21 protein-coding genes and 2 tRNA genes are annotated in these 18,649 nt (G+C 70.5%); 14 read left to right on the plus strand and 9 right to left on the minus strand.

The features are described 5' to 3' along the window. Positions 1-212 precede the first annotated feature (212 nt). The 5 genes from ABD140_RS28730 to ABD140_RS28750 all read left to right on the plus strand — a co-directional run bounded on the left by ABD140_RS28730 (position 213) and on the right by ABD140_RS28750 (position 2,338). Complete coding sequence (locus ABD140_RS28730) at positions 213-479, plus strand: hypothetical protein (RefSeq protein ID WP_344244153.1); 267 nt, start codon at positions 213-215, stop codon at positions 477-479. A 3-nt stretch (positions 480-482) separates the two neighbouring features. Then, positions 483-1,046: a hypothetical protein gene (locus ABD140_RS28735; protein WP_344244154.1), complete on the plus strand. Its 564-nt coding sequence runs from the start codon at positions 483-485 to the stop codon at positions 1,044-1,046. A 184-nt stretch (positions 1,047-1,230) separates the two neighbouring features. Continuing rightward, positions 1,231-1,303, plus strand: a tRNA-Glu gene (locus ABD140_RS28740). Positions 1,304-1,327: 24 nt separating this feature from the next. Next, positions 1,328-1,400 (plus strand) — tRNA-Glu (locus tag ABD140_RS28745). A gap of 131 nt (positions 1,401-1,531) precedes the next feature. Further along, positions 1,532-2,338 (plus strand): mycofactocin-coupled SDR family oxidoreductase, encoded by an 807-nt coding sequence (locus ABD140_RS28750; protein WP_344244155.1) that lies wholly within the window; start codon positions 1,532-1,534, stop codon positions 2,336-2,338. Between the two features lie 58 nt (positions 2,339-2,396). Here the strand turns inward: ABD140_RS28750 and nhaA are convergent, their stop codons facing one another. After that, complete coding sequence (gene nhaA / locus ABD140_RS28755; protein ID WP_344244156.1) at positions 2,397-4,250, minus strand: Na+/H+ antiporter NhaA; 1,854 nt, start codon at positions 4,248-4,250, stop codon at positions 2,397-2,399. Positions 4,251-4,456: 206 nt separating this feature from the next. Here nhaA and ABD140_RS28760 point away from each other — a divergent pair, with 206 nt between their 5' ends. Next, positions 4,457-5,839 (plus strand): hemolysin family protein, encoded by a 1,383-nt coding sequence (locus tag ABD140_RS28760; RefSeq protein WP_344244157.1) that lies wholly within the window; start codon positions 4,457-4,459, stop codon positions 5,837-5,839. Further along, complete coding sequence (locus ABD140_RS28765; RefSeq protein ID WP_344244158.1) at positions 5,839-6,870, plus strand: CNNM domain-containing protein; 1,032 nt, start codon at positions 5,839-5,841, stop codon at positions 6,868-6,870. The genes ABD140_RS28760 and ABD140_RS28765 overlap by 1 nt, the downstream gene beginning before the upstream one ends. Before the next feature lie 16 nt (positions 6,871-6,886). On the opposite strand, the gene ABD140_RS28770 is transcribed toward ABD140_RS28765, so the two are convergent. Next, positions 6,887-7,585 (minus strand): hypothetical protein, encoded by a 699-nt coding sequence (locus ABD140_RS28770; RefSeq protein WP_344244159.1) that lies wholly within the window; start codon positions 7,583-7,585, stop codon positions 6,887-6,889. 18 nt (positions 7,586-7,603) lie between these two features. Between ABD140_RS28770 and ABD140_RS28775 the strand changes: the two genes are divergently transcribed. Then, positions 7,604-7,789, plus strand: coding sequence for a hypothetical protein (locus tag ABD140_RS28775; RefSeq protein WP_344244160.1), 186 nt, complete (start codon positions 7,604-7,606; stop codon positions 7,787-7,789). 14 nt (positions 7,790-7,803) lie between these two features. On the opposite strand, the gene ABD140_RS28780 is transcribed toward ABD140_RS28775, so the two are convergent. The 3 genes from ABD140_RS28780 to ABD140_RS28790 are packed head-to-tail and all read right to left on the minus strand — an operon-like array spanning position 7,804 to position 11,321. Then, positions 7,804-8,448, minus strand: a complete 645-nt coding sequence (locus tag ABD140_RS28780) for a TetR/AcrR family transcriptional regulator (protein WP_344244161.1) — start codon at positions 8,446-8,448, stop codon at positions 7,804-7,806. After that, complete coding sequence (locus ABD140_RS28785; RefSeq protein WP_344244162.1) at positions 8,449-10,227, minus strand: N-acyl-D-amino-acid deacylase family protein; 1,779 nt, start codon at positions 10,225-10,227, stop codon at positions 8,449-8,451. It lies immediately after the preceding gene. A gap of 44 nt (positions 10,228-10,271) precedes the next feature. Beyond that, positions 10,272-11,321, minus strand: a complete 1,050-nt coding sequence (locus ABD140_RS28790; protein ID WP_344244163.1) for an aldo/keto reductase — start codon at positions 11,319-11,321, stop codon at positions 10,272-10,274. 84 nt (positions 11,322-11,405) lie between these two features. Here ABD140_RS28790 and ABD140_RS28795 point away from each other — a divergent pair, with 84 nt between their 5' ends. Further along, positions 11,406-11,852: a MerR family transcriptional regulator gene (locus tag ABD140_RS28795; RefSeq protein ID WP_344244164.1), complete on the plus strand. Its 447-nt coding sequence runs from the start codon at positions 11,406-11,408 to the stop codon at positions 11,850-11,852. On the opposite strand, the gene ABD140_RS28800 is transcribed toward ABD140_RS28795, so the two are convergent. Beyond that, positions 11,837-12,709 carry an enoyl-CoA hydratase/isomerase family protein gene (locus tag ABD140_RS28800; RefSeq protein WP_344244165.1) on the minus strand — a complete coding sequence of 291 codons (873 nt, stop codon included), beginning with the start codon at positions 12,707-12,709 and terminating at the stop codon, positions 11,837-11,839. The two genes, ABD140_RS28795 and ABD140_RS28800, sit on opposite strands and share 16 nt — an antisense overlap. Before the next feature lie 32 nt (positions 12,710-12,741). Beyond that, a complete protein-coding gene (locus tag ABD140_RS28805) occupies positions 12,742-13,512 on the minus strand; it encodes an SDR family NAD(P)-dependent oxidoreductase (RefSeq protein WP_344244166.1) in 771 nt (256 codons plus the stop codon). A gap of 203 nt (positions 13,513-13,715) precedes the next feature. Between ABD140_RS28805 and ABD140_RS28810 the strand changes: the two genes are divergently transcribed. The 3 genes from ABD140_RS28810 (at position 13,716) to ABD140_RS28820 (ending at position 15,361) form a co-directional block, all read left to right on the plus strand. Beyond that, positions 13,716-14,393, plus strand: coding sequence for a hypothetical protein (locus ABD140_RS28810; protein WP_344244167.1), 678 nt, complete (start codon positions 13,716-13,718; stop codon positions 14,391-14,393). A gap of 27 nt (positions 14,394-14,420) precedes the next feature. After that, a complete protein-coding gene (locus tag ABD140_RS28815) occupies positions 14,421-15,071 on the plus strand; it encodes a hypothetical protein (protein WP_344244168.1) in 651 nt (216 codons plus the stop codon). Between the two features lie 140 nt (positions 15,072-15,211). Beyond that, positions 15,212-15,361: a hypothetical protein gene (locus ABD140_RS28820; RefSeq protein WP_344244169.1), complete on the plus strand. Its 150-nt coding sequence runs from the start codon at positions 15,212-15,214 to the stop codon at positions 15,359-15,361. A 219-nt stretch (positions 15,362-15,580) separates the two neighbouring features. Here ABD140_RS28820 and ABD140_RS28825 read toward each other — a convergent pair whose 3' ends face one another. After that, positions 15,581-16,678: an IS630 family transposase gene (locus ABD140_RS28825; RefSeq protein ID WP_344244170.1), complete on the minus strand. Its 1,098-nt coding sequence runs from the start codon at positions 16,676-16,678 to the stop codon at positions 15,581-15,583. Between the two features lie 105 nt (positions 16,679-16,783). Beyond that, entirely contained in the window at positions 16,784-16,963 is a 180-nt protein-coding gene (locus ABD140_RS28830) for a transposase (RefSeq protein WP_344244171.1), read from the minus strand. 182 nt (positions 16,964-17,145) lie between these two features. Between ABD140_RS28830 and ABD140_RS28835 the strand changes: the two genes are divergently transcribed. Beyond that, positions 17,146-18,297, plus strand: a complete 1,152-nt coding sequence (locus ABD140_RS28835; RefSeq protein WP_344244172.1) for an RNA-guided endonuclease InsQ/TnpB family protein — start codon at positions 17,146-17,148, stop codon at positions 18,295-18,297. Between the two features lie 66 nt (positions 18,298-18,363). Continuing rightward, entirely contained in the window at positions 18,364-18,534 is a 171-nt protein-coding gene (locus tag ABD140_RS28840) for a hypothetical protein (RefSeq protein WP_344244173.1), read from the plus strand. Positions 18,535-18,649: the final 115 nt, after the last annotated feature.

Here is an 18,649-nt window from a genome sequence, read left to right on the forward strand (position 1 = left end):
CTCTGTGTCCGGGGGCGAATCCTCAACTCGCGATCATGCCGTGATCAAAGCCCTTCGCCGAGGATGAAAGAGGCTCAATCGGTACGACGGGGACGGAGCCGGTACCCAGGCCCTTGAACTGCCGGCCAATGCGCACAAGAATCTCAGCCGGATCAAAGTTTCACGCGATGGGACCTCGTTCGTCCCACGACCAGTGCGCCCAGATCCGGGACATGAGTGCGAACGCCCGCTACATCCTGATCCAGGGCTGCGTGTCGAACAATTATCGGGTCTTCCGCCGAGGCCGCCTCTACGGGGCGGTCCTCGGCGGCGCCAATACGAAAGAGGAGAACTTCATCACTCAGTTCGGCTTCTTCAACAGTGTGCTGCAGAAACGCATCGAGCAGACGTTGCAGAAGGCGCTCCAGGATCAGAAGAGGCGTGAACGACGTCCGAACCATCCGGGGAGCAGCGTCGCTTCCGAGACCGAAAGGATGTGAACCATGGCCGACCTCGCGTGGTTCCGTGAGCGGTTCGGGCCGTCCGAACGGGCTGAGCCGATCGATTGGGACGACGTCCACCGGAGGCTCGGGCTGGAGTTCCCGGCGCCCTACCGGGAGTTGATGGACGCTTACCCCTCCCTGTGGATCGACGAGTACCTGATGCTGCTCCATCCGCTGCGGCCCGCCGCGCGCGGGCTCGTCGAGAACTGGGAATTCCTTCTCCAGGAGCAGGCGCGGTTCGGAGGGCCGCGCCGAGTCGAGGAGTTCGACCCCGCCACGGGTGAGACCCGTGTGACGGACCGGCGCTACCCTTGCTACCCCGAGCCTGGAGGGCTGTTCCCCTGGGGGAGGACGGAATACCAGGTCCTGTGCTGGCTGACCGACCCGGATCCGGACAAGTGGACGGTGGTCGTCTGCGACTATGTGGCTCACTGGCGCTACATGGGCGGTGTCACCGACTTCCTGGCCGACGTCCTCTCCCACCGCCTGAGGTGTCCGCTCTTTGCGCGCGACTGGCCGGACCCGTCGCGTCCTTTCGAGATCGCCCAGTTCCCCGAGGGCTGACCGCCCTGCCCGGGACCCCGTCCACGGCGGGGGGACGGGTCGATCGGCACGGGGAGGCCGAATCCGTTTTGCGTTGTCCCTGGAACCCGGTAAGGTTAAGCCCGTTGGAGAGCCCGGCCGAGGAAGATACGGCCCGGTGCGCTGACGAAGTTCCCCTGATTCCATCCGGGGAGAGACGTGTCCTGCCTCCGTCGTCTAGTGGCCCAGGACGCCGCCCTCTCAAGGCGGTAGCGGCGGTTCGAATCCGCTCGGAGGTACTGTTCTTCACAACTCCATAGCTTGCCTCCGTCGTCTAGTGGCCCAGGACGCCGCCCTCTCAAGGCGGTAGCGGCGGTTCGAATCCGCTCGGAGGTACCGGAACGAAAGCCCTCTCCCGTTGATCGGGAGGGGGCTTTCGCCATTTCAGAGGGTGCCCGTCCCGCTCTTGTGATTTATGGCACCTAGTGCCACCATGGCTCCTGCCGAACGAGCAGGAGGTAGGAGCCATGGGTCGTCTGACGGGCAAGGTCGCGTTCATCACCGGAGCCGCACGCGGTCAGGGCAGGGCGGAGGCCGTACGGCTCGCGTCCGAGGGCGCGGACATCATCGCGGTGGACCTCGCCGAGGCGGCGAGCGCGTACGTGCGCTACGAGCCCGCCACGCAGGACGAGCTGGACGAGACCGTCAAGCTCGTGGAGGCCCAGGGGCGCCGGATCCTGGCCCGCAAGGCCGACGTGCGCGACCTGGCCGCGCTGGAGGCCGTGGTCAAGGAGGGCGTCGAGCTGTTCGGCAGGCTGGACATCGTGGTGGCCAACGCGGGCATCGTGAACTACGGCCGCACCTGGGAGCTCACCGAGGAGCAGTGGCAGGACACCATCGACGTCAACCTCACCGGCGCCTGGAAGACGGTCAAGGCGGCCGTGCCGACCCTCATCGAGCAGGGCCAGGGCGGCTCGGTCATCCTCATCAGCTCGGTCGCGGGCCTGAAGGGGCTGCCCTTCCTCGCCCACTACGCCAGCTCCAAGCACGGCGTCGTCGGCCTGGCCAAGGTCCTGGCCAACGAGCTGGGCGAGTTCGACATCCGGGTCAACACCATCCACCCGCACGGCGTGCGGTCGGGCATGTCCGACGGCTCGATGACCCAGTTCATCGAGAAGTCCCCGCTGCTCGGCCCCGTCTTCATGCCGACGCTGCCCTACCAGATGGTCGAGCCCGAGGACATCGCGAACATGGTGGCCTTCCTCGCCTCCGACGAGGCCAAGTACATCACCGGCGCGGAGATGAAGGTCGACCTCGGCGCGCTCAACCGCTGACGCGGCACGAGGCACGTAGAACACGGCCCCGCCACTCCCCGGCGGGGCCGCACGTTCTTCAGGAGGGGCGGGACTCCTCCAGGGCGCGGGCCAGGGAGTGGGCGTCGAAGGCTCCGGTGTGGCGGAGGCCGCCGACGAAGAAGGTGGGGGTGCCGCGGGCGCCGCTCGCCTCCGCGCTGGAGATGTCGGCGCGGACGCGGGCGCCGGCGCGCTCGTCGTCCAGGTCCCGCAGGAAGCGCTCGATGTCCAGGCCGAGCTCGGCGGCGTAGCCCGCGAGGTCCTCGAATTCCAGCTCGTCCTGGTGGGCGAACATCAGGTCGTGCATCTCCCAGAAGCGGTCCTGGTATCCGGCGGCGACGGCCGCGCGGGCGGCGAGCTCGGCGTGCGGGTGCACGTCGGCCAGGGGAAGGTGCCGGAAGACGTACCGCAGCTCGGACCCGAAGCGCTTGCGCAGGTCGCGGGTGACGCCCGTGGCCTTGGCGCAGAAGGGGCATTCGAAGTCGCCGTACTCCACCAGGGTCAGGGGCGCGTCGACGCGGCCCCTGATCTGGTCGGTCTCCGGGTCGACGGGCGGGTCGAGGAGGCGCGGGAGGTCGGCGTCGCCCTCGCCGAGGAACCGGGCGGAGACCTGGAAGAGGAGCCAGCCGAGCGCCGTGGCGAGGATCGCGGCGAGGAGGACGCCGACGACCACCTCGTCCTGCAGGACCCGGTCGTCGAAGGCGAGCCCGGCGATCAGGAGGGAGACGGTGAACCCGATGCCGGACAGGGCCGCGCCGCCCAGGATGTGGCCCTTGCCGACGCCCTGCGGGGGCCTGCCGGCGCCGAGCCGGAAGGACAGCAGGGAGGTGCCGCCCACGCCGGCCAGCTTGCCCAGGACCAGGGCGCAGACCACGCCCCAGGTGAGCGGGGAGGCCAGCGCCTCGCCCAGGACGCCGCCGCGCAGGTCGACGCCGGCGTTGGCCAGCGCGAACACCGGGACGACCACGTAGCCGGACCAGGGGTGCAGCCGCAGCTGCATCCGCTCGTTGATCGACACGGCCTGCTGCAGGTCCCGGTGCGCCGAGCGCCCCACCTCGACCCGGGGCGACTGCCAGAAGGCGCGGAAGGAGCGGGCCGCCCGCTCGACGGCGTCGCGGGCCGGCTCGTGCGCGGCGATGAGCAGCCCGCCCAGCATGCCGGCGATCGAGCCGTGCAGGCCCGCCTCGTAGGTGGCCAGCCACAGCCCCACCCCCGCCAGGACGTACGGGGGGCTGCGCCACACCCCCAGGCGGCTGAGCGACCAGAGCACCACGCACATGACGGCCATGGCGACCAGGGCCGGGGCGTGCAGCTCGTCGGAGTAGACCAGGCCGATCACGCTCACCGCCACGATGTCGTCGATGACGCTGAAGACCAGCAGGAAGATCCGCAACTGGGTGGAGAACCGGGGGCCGACCAGGGCCAGCGCGCCCAGCATGAACGCGGTGTCGGTGCCGATGACCACGCCCCAGCCCCCGGCCGCCTCGCCCGAGCGGTTGAAAGCCAGGTAGATCAGGGTGGGGACGACGATGCCGCCGAACGCCGCGAGCATGGGGACGGCGACGCGGCGCGGATCGGACAGCTCCCCGACGGAGAACTCGTGCCGGACCTCCAGGCCGACGACGAAGAAGAACACCGCCATCAGCCCGTCGTTGACCCAGTGTTCGAGGTCCATGGCCAGCGTGGCGTCGCCGAAGGACAGGGACGCCTCCAGCGCCCAGAGGGACTCGTACAGGTGCGACCAGGGTGAATTAGCCCACAGCAGGGCGAAGATCACGGAGGCGAGCAGGAGGCCGGCGCTGCCCGCCTCGGTGGACAGGAAGCGGCGCAGGGGTTCGGACAGCTGTTCCAGCAGCGCGCCTCTGCCGGCCCTCGTCTCGTCTCTCGTCACCATGGCACCGGGGGATTTACCCGGCTCGGCGGGGAAGATCACGGGAGGGAGCCGTGAACGGCTCAAATTACAAAAGTAGTATTCATCGGGAACCCGACCAGGTCATCCGGCGTTGACCCCAGACCTGACCGACCAGAGAGACACATGGACTGCGACCTACCTACCGGCCCTACCGGCACCCCCGCCCGTGACCCGTGGAAGGGGAACCGGTGATCACCGCGCTCTCCCTTCTGCTGGGCGTGGCCGTGGTGCTCGCGATCACCGCGCTGACGGGCTACTTCGTGGCCCAGGAATTCGCCTACATGGCCGTGGACCGCTCCCGGCTGCACGCCCGCGCGGACGCCGGCGACGGCTCCGCCTCCCGCGCGCTGAAGGTGACGCGGCGCACCTCCTTCATGCTGTCGGGGGCGCAGCTGGGCATCACCGTCACCGGGCTGCTCGTCGGCTACGTCGCCGAACCGCTGATCGGCGAGGCGTTCGGGGACATCCTCGGCGGCGTCGGCGTGCCCGCGGGCACCGGCATCGCCATCGGCACCGTGCTGGCGCTGGCGTTCTCCACGCTGGTGCAGATGCTGTTCGGCGAGCTGTTCCCCAAGAACCTCGCGATCGCCCGGCCCGAGCCCGTGGCCCGCGGCCTGGCGCGCTCCACCCTGATCTACCTGAGGCTGTTCGGCTGGCTGATCTGGGTGTTCGACCAGTCGTCCAACCTCCTGCTGCGGATGCTGCGCATCGAGCCCGTCCACGACGTGGAGCACTCGGCCACCGAGCGGGACCTGGCGCACATCGTCGCCGACTCGCGCCGCAGCGGCGACCTGCCGCCGGACCTGTCGATCCTGCTCGACCGCATCCTGGACTTCCCGCACCGCGACGTGGAGCACGCCATGATCCCGCGCTCCCAGGTCGGCACCGTCGACCACGACACGCCGATCGGCGAGGTGCGCCGCGAGATGAGCGCCGGGCACTCCCGCTACCCCGTGCTGGACGACGAGGAGCGCATCGCCGGCGTGGTCGACCTCGACGAGGTGCTGGCCGCCGCCGACCCGGCCCTTCCGGTGTCGACGATCATGCGGCCGCCGGTCGTCGTGCCGACCCTGATGACCCTGCCCGCGGTGCTGGACGAGCTGATCGAGCACCGGGTGCAGCTCGCCTGCGTCGTCGACGAGTTCGGCGGCTTCGCCGGGATCCTCACCCTGGAGGACCTCGCCGAGGAGCTGGTCGGCGAGATCACCGACGAGCACGACGCCGACGAGGAGGAGCCCACGGCCACCGCCGACGGGGAGGCCTGGATCATCCCGGGCACCTTCCACATCGACGAGGTCGAGCGGACCCTGGACCACCGGCTGCCCGAAGGCGACTACGAGACCGTCGCCGGGCTGGTCATCGCCTCCTACGGGGCGCTGCCCGAGCCCGGCACCGAACTGGAGATCGAACTGCCCGCGGATCCCGCGGACCTGGCGCACAGCGACGAGCCGCCGCGCCGCTTCGTCCGCGTCGAGGTGCTGGAGGTCGACAACCACGTGCCGTCGTCCATCCGGCTGGAGGTCGGCCGCGAGGTCGATGAGGACGCCCTGCGCGGGGAGGAGGAGCACTGATGGAGAACCCGTTGACCGTCGCGGTGGTGACGGTGGCGATCATCGTGCTGAGCGCCTTCTTCGTCGCCGTGGAGTTCGCGCTGATCGCGGCCAAGCGGCACCGGCTGGAGGACGCCGCGCACACCAGCAGGTCGGCGCGGGCGGCGCTGCGCAGCTCCTCGGAGCTGACCGTGCTGCTGGCCGGGTCGCAGCTGGGCATCACCGTGTGCACCCTGGCGCTCGGCGCGATCACCAAGCCCGCGGTGCACCACTGGCTCACGCCCCTGTTCACCTCCTGGGGCCTGGCCGCCTGGCCGGCCGACGCGGCGGGCTTCGTGCTCGCCCTGGTCATCGTGACGTTCCTGCACCTGGTCGTCGGGGAGATGGCGCCCAAGTCGTGGGCGATCGCGCACCCGGAGAAGTCGGCGACGCTCCTGGCGCTGCCGATGCGCGGCTTCATGTGGCTGACCAGGCCGCTGCTGCGCGCGCTCAACGAGGGCGCCAACCGGTGCCTGCGCAAGGTCGGCGTCGAGGCGGCCGACCAGGTCGCCGCCGGGCAGGACCCGGAGGCGCTGCGGCACCTGGTGGAGCACTCGGCCAACGTCGGCGCGCTCGACGCCCGCTACTCCGTCCAGCTCTCGGGCGCCCTGGCCCTGCAGGACCTGCGGCTGGGCGACCTGGTGAAGCGGGAGGCCAGGACCACCTCCGTGCCCCGCGGGGCCACCGTCGCCGACGTCCAGGCCGCCAGCCGCGCCTCGGGCCACCTGCGCATCCTGGTGACCGAGCCGGGCGCCGACTGGGGCGTCGTCCACGTCCGCGACACCCTCACCGAACCGGAGACCGCGGGCATCGCCCACCTGACCCGCCCGGCCCACCGGATGGCGGCCGACACCCCCGTCTACACCGCCCTCACCCGGATGCGCGAGACCAGCACCCAGCTGGCCCTGGTCACCGAGAACGGCGAGGTGGTCGGCGTCGTCACCATCATCGACATCCTCCGCCACCTGTTCCCCCGCAGCGAAGGCGGCCGGACTCCGCTCGCCGTCCGCTGACCGCCGTCCGGGCCCGTCAGCGGGCCCGGCGGCGCTTCGCCGCGTCGACCAGGGCGGCGAGGCGGCCGCGCGCGGGCGGGGGCGCGGGCCGGGGCGCGAGGGGGACGTCCACCAGGATCTCGTCGCCCAGGGCGTAGCCGTCGGCGAGGTCGAGGGAGTCCCCGCTCCAGAAGCGGCCCGGGTCGTACCAGTTGGGGCGCCTCTGCCGGGGCAGGAGGCCCATGGCGCCGTAGGTGAGGGCGACGACCTCGGCGCAGTAGGCGCTCTCCAGTGCCCGCTGCTCCTTGAGGAGGGGGATCCTGCCCTTGAACCAGCGGGTGGCCAGGCGGGCGGTCGAGGGGAAGGGCGTGCCGTCCAGGCGCGCGATCATGCGCAGGGCGGCGTCCTCCATCTCGCGGGTGACGGGGCGGTCGAGCTGGCGCAGCCAGGCGCGCTGGCCGTAGCGGGCCGCCCACTGGCAGACCGCGTCGTGCATGTCGTGCAGCTGGACGCCGCGGTGCCGGGTCCCCGACCACAGGTCGGGCAGGGACCTGCCCAGCTCGGCGTGCCACATCAGGGGCGGCAGGTCGTCGATGACCAGCGCCATGCCGACGTGGTTGACGGGGCTGTTGGTCAGTGTCTGGATCGCCCGGTCGGCAGGTGACCTGCCGCGGAAGACCCAGATGTCCCCTGTCCGGGTGATTTCGAGTGCTCTCTCCAGGCCGATCGCCGTCATGTCTCGTAGCCTAAGCGGATGCTGAAGCGTATGAACTGGTGGAAACTGCTCGGCTTGGCCGGACTGGCGGGAGTCGCCGCCACCGGCGCGGTCATCGTCCGCTCCGAACGCCGCCGCCGCGCCTACACCCCTGACGAGATCCGGGGACGCCTCCACGAGCGCCTCGCCGAGGCGGAGGACCGGTCGGCGGAACCGGGACGCTGAGCGGTCTCAGGCGGTCAGCGCCGCCCGCTCCGCGGGGCCGCGGCGTGGCGGGAGAGGAGGAAGCCGGCGTAGTCGACCAGGAAGTCCAGGCGGGCCTCCTCCACCTCCGGCTCGGGGGCGACGGTGCGGGAGATGGCCTCGCCGTCGAAGAGGTTGCGGACGGTGGAGACGATCAGGTGCAGCGCCTCGTCGGGGAGCGGGGCCAGGGCGGGGAGCTCGCGGGCCATCCCGGTGATGCCCGCGAAGAAGTCGCGGGCCACGGGGACGAGCCGGTCGCGCAGGTCGGCGTCGGCGCGGGCGGCGACCATGAGCTCGAACCAGACGGCGTTCTCGTCGTCGCGGTGGCGTTCGCGCATGAGGACCAGGGCGGCGCGCAGGTCGCCGGGAGGCGCGGCGGCCAGGCGCTCGCGGGCGAGGGCCAGGTGGCGGCGGGCGACCTCCTCGGCGGCGGCGATGACGAGCGCGAGCCGGGAGTCGAAGTGCCGGAACAGCCCGCCCTTGGAGACCCCCGACCGCGCGCAGACCTCCCCTATGGAGGTGCCCGCGTAACCGGCCTGCGCGATGGAGGCGATCGTCGCGTCGACGAGGCGGGCGACGGTCGCCTCCTTGCGCTCGCGCTGGGTCCGGCGTCTGGGGGCGGTCGGCTGTTCCGTGCTCACCTAGGTGAGAGTAGCGTCCGCGTTTCCCAGGGTGCGCGGGTCCACGGTGCCCGCGGGCTCGCCGACGCGGAGGTAGCGGCCGGTGCGGCGGCGGCCGAGGCCGGGGGAGTACTCGCCCTCGGCGAAGACGCGGTTGCCCGCGACGTAGGTGGCGGTGACGGTGGCGTCGTTGCGGTTGACCATGCGCATCATGCCGCCGAACGCCTCGACGGGGGCCTCCTTGATCTCGTCGAGGGTGGAGTCCAGGCGGGCGGGGTCGACGATGACGAGGTCGGCGCGGTCGCCCTCGCGCAGGTGGCCGGCGTCGAGGCCGTACCAGGAGGCGAGTTCGCCGGTGAGGCGGTGCACGGCGCGCTCGATCGTCATGAAGCCTTCGTCGCGGGCGCGGCGCAGGAGGCGCAGCGGGAAGTTGTAGAAGGCCATGTTGCGCAGGTGGGCTCCGGCGTCGGAGAAGCCCATCTGGACCTCGGGCAGGGCGCTGAGCTTGTTGAGGGCCTTGGGCCGGTGGTTGGAGATCGTGGTGTGCCAGCGGACCTTCGTGCCGTGCTCGACGACGAGGTCGAGGAAGGCGTCGACGGGGTGGACGCCGCGCTCGTCGCCGACCTGGCCGAACGACCTGCCGATGACGCTCTCGTCGGGGCAGTCGACGATGTGGGCGTCGTAGAAGTCGCGGTGCCACACGCGGGGCGAGAACTTGTTCTCGTACTCGCGGCGGAACCGGCGGCGGTACCCCTCGTCCCGGAGCAGCGCGTTGCGTTCGACCTGGTCCTTCAGGTGCAGGGCGGCGGCGCCCGCGCCGAGCTCCTCGAAGACGACGAGGTCGATGCCGTCGGCGTACACCTGGAACGGGACGGGCAGGTGCTGCCAGCGGAAGTCGGCGCCGAGCCGGTTCACCAGCCGGGCGACGGGGCCCATGATGTGCATGATCAGCGGGTTGGCCTTGACGTCGGCGGCGGTGAGGTAGCTGGTGCGCAGCCGCCTGCCCTCGGTCCAGCCGATCGCCGACCACAGCGCGGGGATCAGCGCGACGGGGAAGGAGAGGTTCGGCACGGACTGCAGGACGCGGCCGGAGCTGCGCAGGATCCGGTACAGGCGGCGGCGCTCGGCCCGGCCGGCGTGGGTGGAGGGCAGGGTGCGGGAGCGGTAGCGCTCGCCGTCGAGCTTGTCCCAGGGGTTGCGCATCTCCGACATGCCGAGCATGCCGGCGCGCAGGGCGTCCACCAGGAGCAGTTCCATCTTCCGGATCTCGGCGTCGGACGGCCGCGCCCCGCCGTCGGTGGACCGGCCCAGCCCCATCACCGCGGCCCGCAGGTCGGAGTGGCCGAGGAACGTGGCGACGTTGGGCCCCAGGGGCAGGTCTTCGAGCGCCGCGATGTACTCGCGGGCGCCGGTCCAGGTCTTCTTCTCCTCCAGCGTGGCCAGGACGTGCTCGCGCGGCACGGCCTCCACCCGGCTGAAGAGGTCGGCGGCGTCGAGCGGGCCGACGTGGACGGTGCTGAGCGAACAGGATCCGAAGACCACCGTCGTCACCCCGTGCCGCACCGACTCGCCGAGGCCCGGCTCGGAGAGGACCTCCGCGTCGTAGTGGGTGTGGATGTCGAGGAACCCCGGCATCACCCACTTGCCGGCGGCCTCGACGACCTCGGCCCCCTCGGCGTCGAGCTCGGCCGCCGAGACGGCGGCCACCCGCCCGTCCTTCAACCCCAGGTTCCGGACGGCCGAGGGCCCGCCCGTCCCGTCGAACCAGCGCGCGCCGCGAATGATGACGTCATAACCCATGCCAAGATAGAAACCGATCGGTCTCTATGTGTCAAGGCCCGGTGTCATCCCGCGGCGCGCTCCGCCAGGGGGCGCCTCCGCCGCGCCGCCTCCTTCAAGGACGGCGGGAGCCAGGCGCCGTCGGGCCGGTACAGGTCGGTCCCCGGGGGCACGATCTCGTCGATCCGGTCCAGGACCGCGTCGTCGAGGACGAGTGAGGCGCCCTTCAGCAGGTCCTCGAGCTGGTCCATGGTGCGCGGCCCGATGATCACGGAGGTGACGGCGGGATGCGCCGCGGGGAAGGCGACGGCCAGGTGCGGCAGCGAGCAGCCGATGTCCTCCGCGAGCGCGACGAGCTCCTCCACGGCGTCGAGCTTGCGGGCGTTCTCGGGGATCGAGGGGTCGAACCGCGCCGGGTTGAGCGCGGCGCGGCCGGTGGACAGGTCGATGCGCCGGTCCCTGCGGTGCCTGCCGGTCAGGAAGCCCGAGGCGAGCGGACTCCAGGTCAGCACCCCCATCCCGAGCCTCTGGCACACCGGGAGCAGGGACGCCTCGATGCCCCTGGCCATGAGCGAGTAGGGCGGCTGCTCGGTCCGGAAGCGCGCCAGGCCGCGGCGTCCGGCCACGTGGTGGGCCTCGACGATCTCGTCCGCCGGGAAGGTCGAGCAGCCGAAGGCGCGGATCTTCCCCTGTCGCACGAGGTCGTCCAGCGCCGAGAGGGTCTCCTCGATGTCGGTCCTGTGGTCGGGGCGGTGGACCTGGTAGAGGTCGATCCAGTCGGTCCGCAGCCGCCGCAGGCTCTCCTCGACCTCCTTGACGATCCAGCGCCGGGAGTTGCCGCTGCGGTTGAGTCCCTCGCCCATCTGGAAGTGCACCTTGGTGGCGAGCACGACGTCGTCGCGCCGGCCCTGGAGCGCCCTCCCCACGATCTCCTCGGACTCGCCCGCGGAGTACATGTCCGCGGTGTCGATGAAATTGACGCCCCGGTCGAGGGCGGCGTGGACGATGCGGACGCCCTCGTCGTGGTCGGGGTTGCCGACGGCGCCCAGCATCATGGTGCCCAGGCAGTGGGCGCTCACCTCGATGCCGGTGCCGCCGAGGACGCGGTAGCGCATGGTCGTGCTCCTTTGAAAAGACCGACTGTGCGCCGCACCCTAGGACTTCGAGTCGACTCTAGATCAAGTCCTATCTTGGAGGGCATGCCCGATAACGCACCGAGCCTGAGCATCGGACAGGTCGCCGACCGCACCGGTCTGAGCGTCCACACGCTGCGCTTCTACGAACGCGAAGGCGTCATGGTCAACCCCGTGCGGCGCGACGCCGGGGGGCGCCGCGTCTACAGCGAGGACGACGTGGGCTGGCTGACCCTGTGCACCATCCTCCGCGCCTCGGACATGCCGCTGCCCGTGCTCCGCGAGTACATGGAGCTCATCCGGCAGGGAGAGGGCAACGAGGAGGAGCGCCTCGCGCTGCTGCACCGGCACCGCCGGGACGTGGTCGCCCGGATCCGCAGGCTCACCGAGTGCCTGGACCTGGTCGACCACAAGGTCGGGGTGTACGAGGACATCATCGACCGGTCCGCCCCCGGCCACGGGTGCGGACCCCGGCCGGCCGGCGCGCGGGACGCCCGTCAGGAGTCGGTGTAGTTCGCGGGGCGGCGTTCCAGGAAGGAGGTGATCTGCTCGGACATGTCGCGGGTGTAGGAGGTGAGGATCTGGGTGCGGTTCTCCAGGTCGATGCCGGCCTGGAGGCTGGGGATCTCCAGCTGGCTCCAGGCGACCTCCTTGGTCATCCACACGCCCATGGGGCTGTTGGCGCTGATGAGGGCGGCGGTCTCCAGGGCGGCCTCCACGGTCTTGCCCTCGTCCACGACGCGGCTGACCAGGCCGATGCGCAGGGCTTCCTCGGCTTCGACGAAGCGGCCGGTGAGCAGGAGTTCGTGGGAGAGGCCCGCGCCGATGAGGCGGGGGAGCAGCCAGCTGACGCCGATGTCGCAGCCGGACAGGCCGATGCGGACGAAGGCGGCGTTGAACTTCGCCGTGGTGGAGGCGACGCGGACGTCGCTGGCCAGGGCGAGGGCGAAGCCGCCGCCGGAGGCCGGGCCGTTGACGGCGGAGATGACGGGCTGGCGCAGGTTGCGCAGCTTGGGGACGAGCGAGGCGATGGCCTGCTGGACGTGCATGCCCGCCTGGGGGCTCTTGCGCCAGGCGATCTCCTCCTCCGAGACCGGCTCGGAGGCGTCGCGGCGCGGCGGATCGTGCAGGTCCAGGCCGGCGCAGAACGCGCGTCCGGCGCCGGTGAGAACCACGACCCGGCAGGAGTCGTCCAGGGCGACGGCGTCGAGCGCGGCGTGCAGGTCCTTGATGAGCTCGCCGGACATCGCGTTGAGCCGCTCCGGCCGGTCGAGGGTGAGGAGGCGGACACCCGGCGAAGGCTCCTCCACCCGTACGGTCCTGCCCGAGGCGGGGGTGTCCCGCAGGTAGGCGTCAGAGTTGGTCAGCATGTGCGTTCTCCTTGGCGTACGGCCGGGTCGGGCTAGCGGGAGACGAGCCCGCCGTCGGCGAGCAGGACCTGGCCGGTGACGAAGCTGGCGGCGTCGGAGGCGAGGAACAGCGCCGGGCCGACCATCTCGTCCGGGTCCGCGATGCGCTTCTGGAGGCTGGCCTGGGCCATGTGCTCCTGGAACTCGGGCGGGTTGTTGCGGACCATGTCGGTGTCGACGGAGCCGGGCGCCAAGGCGTTGACGCGGATGCCGCGCGGCGCGAACTCCGCGGCCATGGAGCGCGTGTAGGCCACCATCGAGGCCTTCGCCGCCGCGTACATCGACACGTACGGCGAGAACATGAACGCCCCGGCGGAGACGACGTTGATGACCGAGGCGTGCGGGCTCTCGGTGAGGTGGCCGAGGGCGCGCTGCACGAGGAAGACGGGGCCGCGGACGTTGACGTCCTGGGACTTGGCGAACGCCTCGGGGGTCAGCGAGTCCAGCGGCAGGGCCAGCGCGTTGGCGGCGTTGTTGACCAGGACGTCGATCCCGCCGAAGGTCTCCACGGTGCGCGACACCAGGGCGTCGAGGGAGTCGAGGTCGCCCAGGTGCGTGGGGACGCCCAGCGCGGACCCGCCCATCGCCTTCAGGTGGGCCTCGGTCTCGGCGCAGGCGTCGGGCTTGCGGCTGGCCACCACGACGCTCGCCCCCGCCGCGGCGAACCCCTCGGCGATCGCCCGCCCGATGCCCCGGGTACCCCCGGTGACGACGGCGACCCGGCCCGTCAGATCGAACAGCGACCGCAAGCGCTCGGCGTCCATGTGCCCTCCTCAGTTCTCCGGCCGGGGACGCGGAAAGTGCCCGGCCACCTGCATTTCAGGACCCTCTAGTAAATGGGCACTGACTGTCAATATTCGGGCCGGGACGTCGTCCCGGCCCGGTGGGGCGGTCCGTCACTGGCAGGCGGGACACGGCGGACGGCACCGTGGGGAGCGTCGGGGGCGTCGCGAGAAGAGGGGAAACCATGAACGGTGCCGGGGTGGCGCAGAGCAGAACGACGAAGCCGGGCTCCCTGTGGGCCTGGGCGGGGGCGGCCGCCGGGCTCGCCGGAGTGGTCGCCGTGCAGGCGAGCAGCGGCATCACCGCGGCCTACGACAAGGAGACGGCCGGCGACGCGGACAAGGTCGCCCACGCGCTCCTCACGCAGACGGACTCGCTCCTGGTCCTGCACACGGCCCTGATGGTCGTGACGGTGCTGCTGCCGGTCTTCGCGGCGGGGCTGTGGCGGCGGCTGCGCACCGCGCTGCCCCAGGACAGCCTGCTGCCGGCCGTGGCGGCCTTCGGCCTGGTCCTGACGGCGACGGCGACCCTGCTCGGCAGCGGCCTGGACACCGAGCTGTACTTCGGGCTGATCGCCCCCGCGGGCAACCTCGCCCCGGAACTCGCCCTGATCGCGGCCCACTGGGTCGGCACGATCCCGTGGCTGTGGGTCGGCACGGGCATCACGGGCGTGGCCGTCGCCGCCGCGTCCCTCAAACACCGCGCGGTCCCGCGCTGGCTCGGCTGGACGAGCGCCGTGATCGGCGGCCTCACCCTCATCGCCGGGATCTCGCCCTTCCAGTACACGGCCGGGTACATCGGCCCGGTCTGGGTCCTGATCGCCGGCATCGGCCTCGCCCTGTCCCGCCCGGCGGCGCGCTGAGTGGGGATCTCCGACGAGCAGCGGCGGATGACGGAGCTGCTGCAGCTGATGCGGGGCTCCGGCGACGTCACCGGGCTCGCCGACCGGGCGGAGGCGCTCCTGTGGGACCTTCCCGACCCGCAGGAGGCCGCGCAGTCGGCGGCGAGCCTGGCCGTCCTCCTGGCCCCTTTCGACACCGCCCGGACCCGTGCGCTGGTCGAGTACGCGGAAGGCCTGCTCGACCACGCCGAACGCCTGCTTCCCTCGGCCCGCGACCCGGAACGGCCGGCCTGGGTCCTGGCGGAACTGGCGAAGGCGCTGGCGTTCCTGGGCTCCCCGGAGCAGGCGCGCATCCGCATCGACCTCGCCGCGGCACGCGTCCGCGGTTTCCCGGAGGACCGCGCCCTGCTGCTGTCGGAGCTGGTGGAGGCCGCCGCGGCGATCGGCGACCGGACCCGGGCCGATGACCTCCTCACCGAGGCCCGGGACCTGCTCGCCGCCGCCACCGACCTCTACCAGCGCTTCCTGACCACCCTGGAACTGGCCGAAACGGCACGGATCATCGGGGACGAGCGGCAGGCGGGCGCCCTCCTGGCCGAGGCCGAACGCCTCCTTCCCGCGATCCGCGACCCCGCCCAGCGGTCCCTGGCCCGGTCGGTGCTCCCGGGTAAGGGAACGGGTATGTCGGCCGAGAAATGACGATACTTTCTGATATGTCGCGGGTGTTCGACGACCCTCGGAAAAAGAACACTTTCTTTTCGGCTCTTCGTGATCTAGTTTGACGGCGGAAGCGAATTTTTCGTCGAAAGCCCGTGACGGCGGACGGGAGAGGGATGAGAATGTGCGGGAGGACCATTTCGGTCCTGGCCCGGACCCCGGTTCTGGCGCTGGGCGGCCAGGCCGCCCCGGCACTGGCCGCCACCACGACCTGGACGGTCGCCAACCCCAACGCCGACCAACTCTCTCCAGCACGGTATCCGGCCTGCTGACGGTGAAGAACAGCGCCGGGAGGACGCTCTTCACCTGCCAGAGCATCAACGCCACGAGTGAGATGTGCAGCAGGTCCATCCCCAGCGACGCCGGCCCCGTCCTGGGCTCCTCCACGTGAGCCAAGGCGAATTCGTGCGTGGACGGCGACGGCGTTGAATGGATCGGGATCCTGGGTGGGTCCTATGCTTTCCACTATTTCAACAAGGTCTAGTGGCGCGTCACGCAACCTTGGCCGGGTAACTGGTCCAGGAGCGGATCGGTGAGCTGGCCGCGAAGCTGACTTTCGGTCGGGCGTGCTGGTTGCGCCAGCGGATGTAGGCGCCGATCGCGGTGTTCTGCTCGTCATGGCTGCGGTGGTCGGTGCCGTTGAGGGCGAAGTAGCGCAGAGCGGCGAACTCGGATTCGATCCAGTTCAGCCAGGAGCCGTAGGTGGGCAGGAACACCAGCTCGACATCGTTGGCCGCAGCCCATGCCTTGACCTCGGCGCGTTTGTGCGGCGAGTAGTTGTCGCAGACCACATACAAGCGCTCGCCGGGCCAACGCTCGCGCAGGCTCTTGAGGAAGGACAAGAACTCGCGCCACCGCTTGCGGTGCCGGATGCGGTAGTAGAGCCTGCCGGTGGCCAGGTCCAGGGCGCCGAGCAGGTGCCGGACCCCGTCGTTGCGGTGATAGGTCACCCGCAGCCGGGCCGGATGCCCCGTCGGCCGCCAGGCCTTGCCCTTGCGGGGCTGCAGGTTCAGCGGCCCGAACTCGTCCACGCAGATCACCCGACCGTCCTTGGGCGGGGTGTCGTAGAGGGCCAGGATCCGCTGCATCTTGACGATGAAGTCCGGATCATTCGAGCTCTTCCACGTGGTCGTGGTCTGCCACGACACCCCGCCGGCCTTCAGGATGCGGGCCAGGTGCTGGCGGCTGAGCGAGGTCACCAGGCCGATCTTCTCCAGGTGGGCCGCCAGCTTGGCCAGGCTCCAGGTCGAGAACGCGGTGATGCCCCATTCGGAGGGGGTCGTCCGGGCGATCAGGCAGATGCGCTCACGCACCCACTCACCGATCCTGCGCGGACGGCCCCCGCTCCATTTTGGGTCCAGTGCGTCGAACCCCCGATCGTTGAACGCGTGCACCACCGAGCGGACGTAGTCGTCGCTGACCTGCATCAACGACTTGATCGCCGACGTCGGCTGTCCTTGCGCGGACATCAGGACCACGATCGCCCGCCGCAGCTTGACCGGGTCCTTGGCCCGCCGGGTGATGCCCTGCAGCTTGCGGCCTTCCTCCATCGTCAACGCACGGACGAACACCTCGGGTCTGCGTGCCACGACCACCTCCCAGAACGACTCCGGGACCAGGCTGCCGGGCCCGCCTGCCGAGATCAAATCCCAGCAACGTTGGGAGACAAGCCACTAGCAAGGAATCCGGGCCGTTCAGGGCCGGGGGGAACTGCTCCTTGCGGAGCGCAGGTGGTGCGCCGATACCCCGCATCGTCGGTTGACGAGGGTCGAGATGGGGAGCTTGGGCGGATAGCGCACCAGGAGGTGCACGTGGTCGTCCTCGCCGCTCGACTCGCGGAGTTCTCCGCCGGGTTGGGCGCACGCGTCCCGCATGACCGCACAGGGGCCGCGCAGTGGGTGGGCAGGGCGTCTGTGAGGACACCACGCCGGTACTTGGCGACAAAGACAAAACAAATGGACATGCAGGTCGGAGACGGCGCTTCATCCCCCCCTTTGTGCATGCCGAGATACGAGAAACACTCTCAGTGCTGCAAAGGTGGCGTTACGTTAGGGTCGTGAGGCTGGTGGTGCAGGTGAAGTTGCTCCCGGATGAGGCCACTGCGGTGGTTCTCCGGGAGACGCTGCATGCCTGTAACCGGGCCGCCGACCATGCCTCCCGACGTGCGTTCGAGACCGGTACGACGAGCAAGCAGTCACTTCAGCGGTTGGTGTACGGGGAGGTGAAGGCGATGGGTCTGTCCGCCCAGCCCGCCCTCCAAGTGATCTGCAAAGTCGCCGGGGCTTATGCCGCTTTGAAGGCGAACTTGAAGGCCGGGAACTATGGCCCTGAGGGCTCCAAACGGCGCAAGGCGGTGGAGTCCAGGCCGGTCCGCTTCCGTAAGGACGCCGCCCAGCCGTTCGACGACCGGTGCCTGTCCTGGCAGCCAGATGCCCGTACCGTCTCGATCTGGACCGTCTGCGGTCGCGTGAAGGGCATCGCGTTCCAGTGCTCGCCCGCTCAGTGGAAGATGCTCACCGAGCATCGGCGCGGGGAGTCCGATCTGGTGTCCCGGGGCGGGAGCTGGTACCTGTACGCCACCTGCGACGTCCCTGAGCCCGGCCTGCTCGATCCGGCCGGGTTCCTGGGTGTGGATCTGGGCATCGTGAACATCGCCACCACCAGCGACGGCGACCGGTATGCAGGCAAGCACCTCAACCAGGTCCGCCACCGGCACCGGCGGCTGCGCGCCAAGCTGCAGAAGAAGGGCACCAAGTCCGCCAAACGGTTGCTGCGCAGGCTGTCGGGCCGGGAGGCGCGTTTTGCGGCCGACACCAATCACCGCGTCGCCAAGAAGATCGTGGCCGAGGCTCAACGCACCTGCCGCGGTATCGCCCTGGAAGATCTGGGCGGTATCCGCGACAGGGTACGGCTCCGCAAGCCCCAGCGGGTCACGCTGCATTCCTGGTCGTTCGCGCAACTGGGCGCCTTCGTTTCCTACAAGGCCGCGTGGGCGGGGGTGGCGGTGGTGTTCGTCGATCCCCGCCACACCTCGCAGGAGTGCAGCCGCTGCCACCACATCAGCCGGAAGAACCGGCCTGATCAATCCACCTTTCTTTGCACGTCGTGTGGCTTCGCTGAGCACGCCGATGTGAACGCAGGCTGCACCATCGCCCAGCGCGGTGAGGCGGTCTGGGCAGTGAGTCACGCTGCCGACGACGCGGCCTGAACCACACCCGCCAGGCGTGGTGAAGAGCTGCGAGCTCGGCCCTTCAGAGCCGAGAAGCTGACGGGAATGGCCTACACGAACGCCACCTCCACCTTGAAGACCACGAAGGCGGAGGTCGTGCTGGGCGGCGACGCTTCGGGCACCTCCTGCGAGGGCCTGCTCAGCCAGGGCGAGACCATCACGTTCACCACCGAGTACAAGTTCACACCCGCGATCAAGATCACCGCGACGAGTTGACCCGCCCGTGCGGAGGCGCACCGCCTCCGCACCACCGGCCTCCGGTGAACTGATAAAACTCCAGCAAGCCGCGCCGGGCCCCGTAGGCGGGGGGACGGGCGGCACCCGACAATGC

It is taken from the genome of Actinocorallia libanotica (assembly GCF_039525175.1).
Taxonomy (GTDB): Bacteria; Actinomycetota; Actinomycetes; order Streptosporangiales; family Streptosporangiaceae; genus Actinocorallia; species Actinocorallia libanotica.

What these genes read in the sequence shown, in the direction of transcription:
- ABD140_RS28730 (WP_344244153.1), top strand. Translation starts at nt 213, where the DNA reads ATGAGTGCGAACGCCCGCTACATCCTGATCCAGGGCTGCGTGTCGAAC.
- ABD140_RS28735 (WP_344244154.1), top strand. Translation starts at nt 483, where the DNA reads ATGGCCGACCTCGCGTGGTTCCGTGAGCGGTTCGGGCCGTCCGAACGG.
- ABD140_RS28750 (WP_344244155.1), top strand. Translation starts at nt 1,532, where the DNA reads ATGGGTCGTCTGACGGGCAAGGTCGCGTTCATCACCGGAGCCGCACGC.
- nhaA (WP_344244156.1), bottom strand. Translation starts at nt 4,250, where the DNA reads ATGGTGACGAGAGACGAGACGAGGGCCGGCAGAGGCGCGCTGCTGGAA.
- ABD140_RS28765 (WP_344244158.1), top strand. Translation starts at nt 5,839, where the DNA reads ATGGAGAACCCGTTGACCGTCGCGGTGGTGACGGTGGCGATCATCGTG.
- ABD140_RS28770 (WP_344244159.1), bottom strand. Translation starts at nt 7,585, where the DNA reads ATGACGGCGATCGGCCTGGAGAGAGCACTCGAAATCACCCGGACAGGG.
- ABD140_RS28775 (WP_344244160.1), top strand. Translation starts at nt 7,604, where the DNA reads ATGCTGAAGCGTATGAACTGGTGGAAACTGCTCGGCTTGGCCGGACTG.
- ABD140_RS28785 (WP_344244162.1), bottom strand. Translation starts at nt 10,227, where the DNA reads ATGGGTTATGACGTCATCATTCGCGGCGCGCGCTGGTTCGACGGGACG.
- ABD140_RS28790 (WP_344244163.1), bottom strand. Translation starts at nt 11,321, where the DNA reads ATGCGCTACCGCGTCCTCGGCGGCACCGGCATCGAGGTGAGCGCCCAC.
- ABD140_RS28795 (WP_344244164.1), top strand. Translation starts at nt 11,406, where the DNA reads ATGCCCGATAACGCACCGAGCCTGAGCATCGGACAGGTCGCCGACCGC.
- ABD140_RS28800 (WP_344244165.1), bottom strand. Translation starts at nt 12,709, where the DNA reads ATGCTGACCAACTCTGACGCCTACCTGCGGGACACCCCCGCCTCGGGC.
- ABD140_RS28805 (WP_344244166.1), bottom strand. Translation starts at nt 13,512, where the DNA reads ATGGACGCCGAGCGCTTGCGGTCGCTGTTCGATCTGACGGGCCGGGTC.
- ABD140_RS28810 (WP_344244167.1), top strand. Translation starts at nt 13,716, where the DNA reads ATGAACGGTGCCGGGGTGGCGCAGAGCAGAACGACGAAGCCGGGCTCC.
- ABD140_RS28815 (WP_344244168.1), top strand. Translation starts at nt 14,421, where the DNA reads ATGACGGAGCTGCTGCAGCTGATGCGGGGCTCCGGCGACGTCACCGGG.
- ABD140_RS28820 (WP_344244169.1), top strand. Translation starts at nt 15,212, where the DNA reads ATGTGCGGGAGGACCATTTCGGTCCTGGCCCGGACCCCGGTTCTGGCG.
- ABD140_RS28830 (WP_344244171.1), bottom strand. Translation starts at nt 16,963, where the DNA reads ATGCGGGACGCGTGCGCCCAACCCGGCGGAGAACTCCGCGAGTCGAGC.
- ABD140_RS28840 (WP_344244173.1), top strand. Translation starts at nt 18,364, where the DNA reads ATGGCCTACACGAACGCCACCTCCACCTTGAAGACCACGAAGGCGGAG.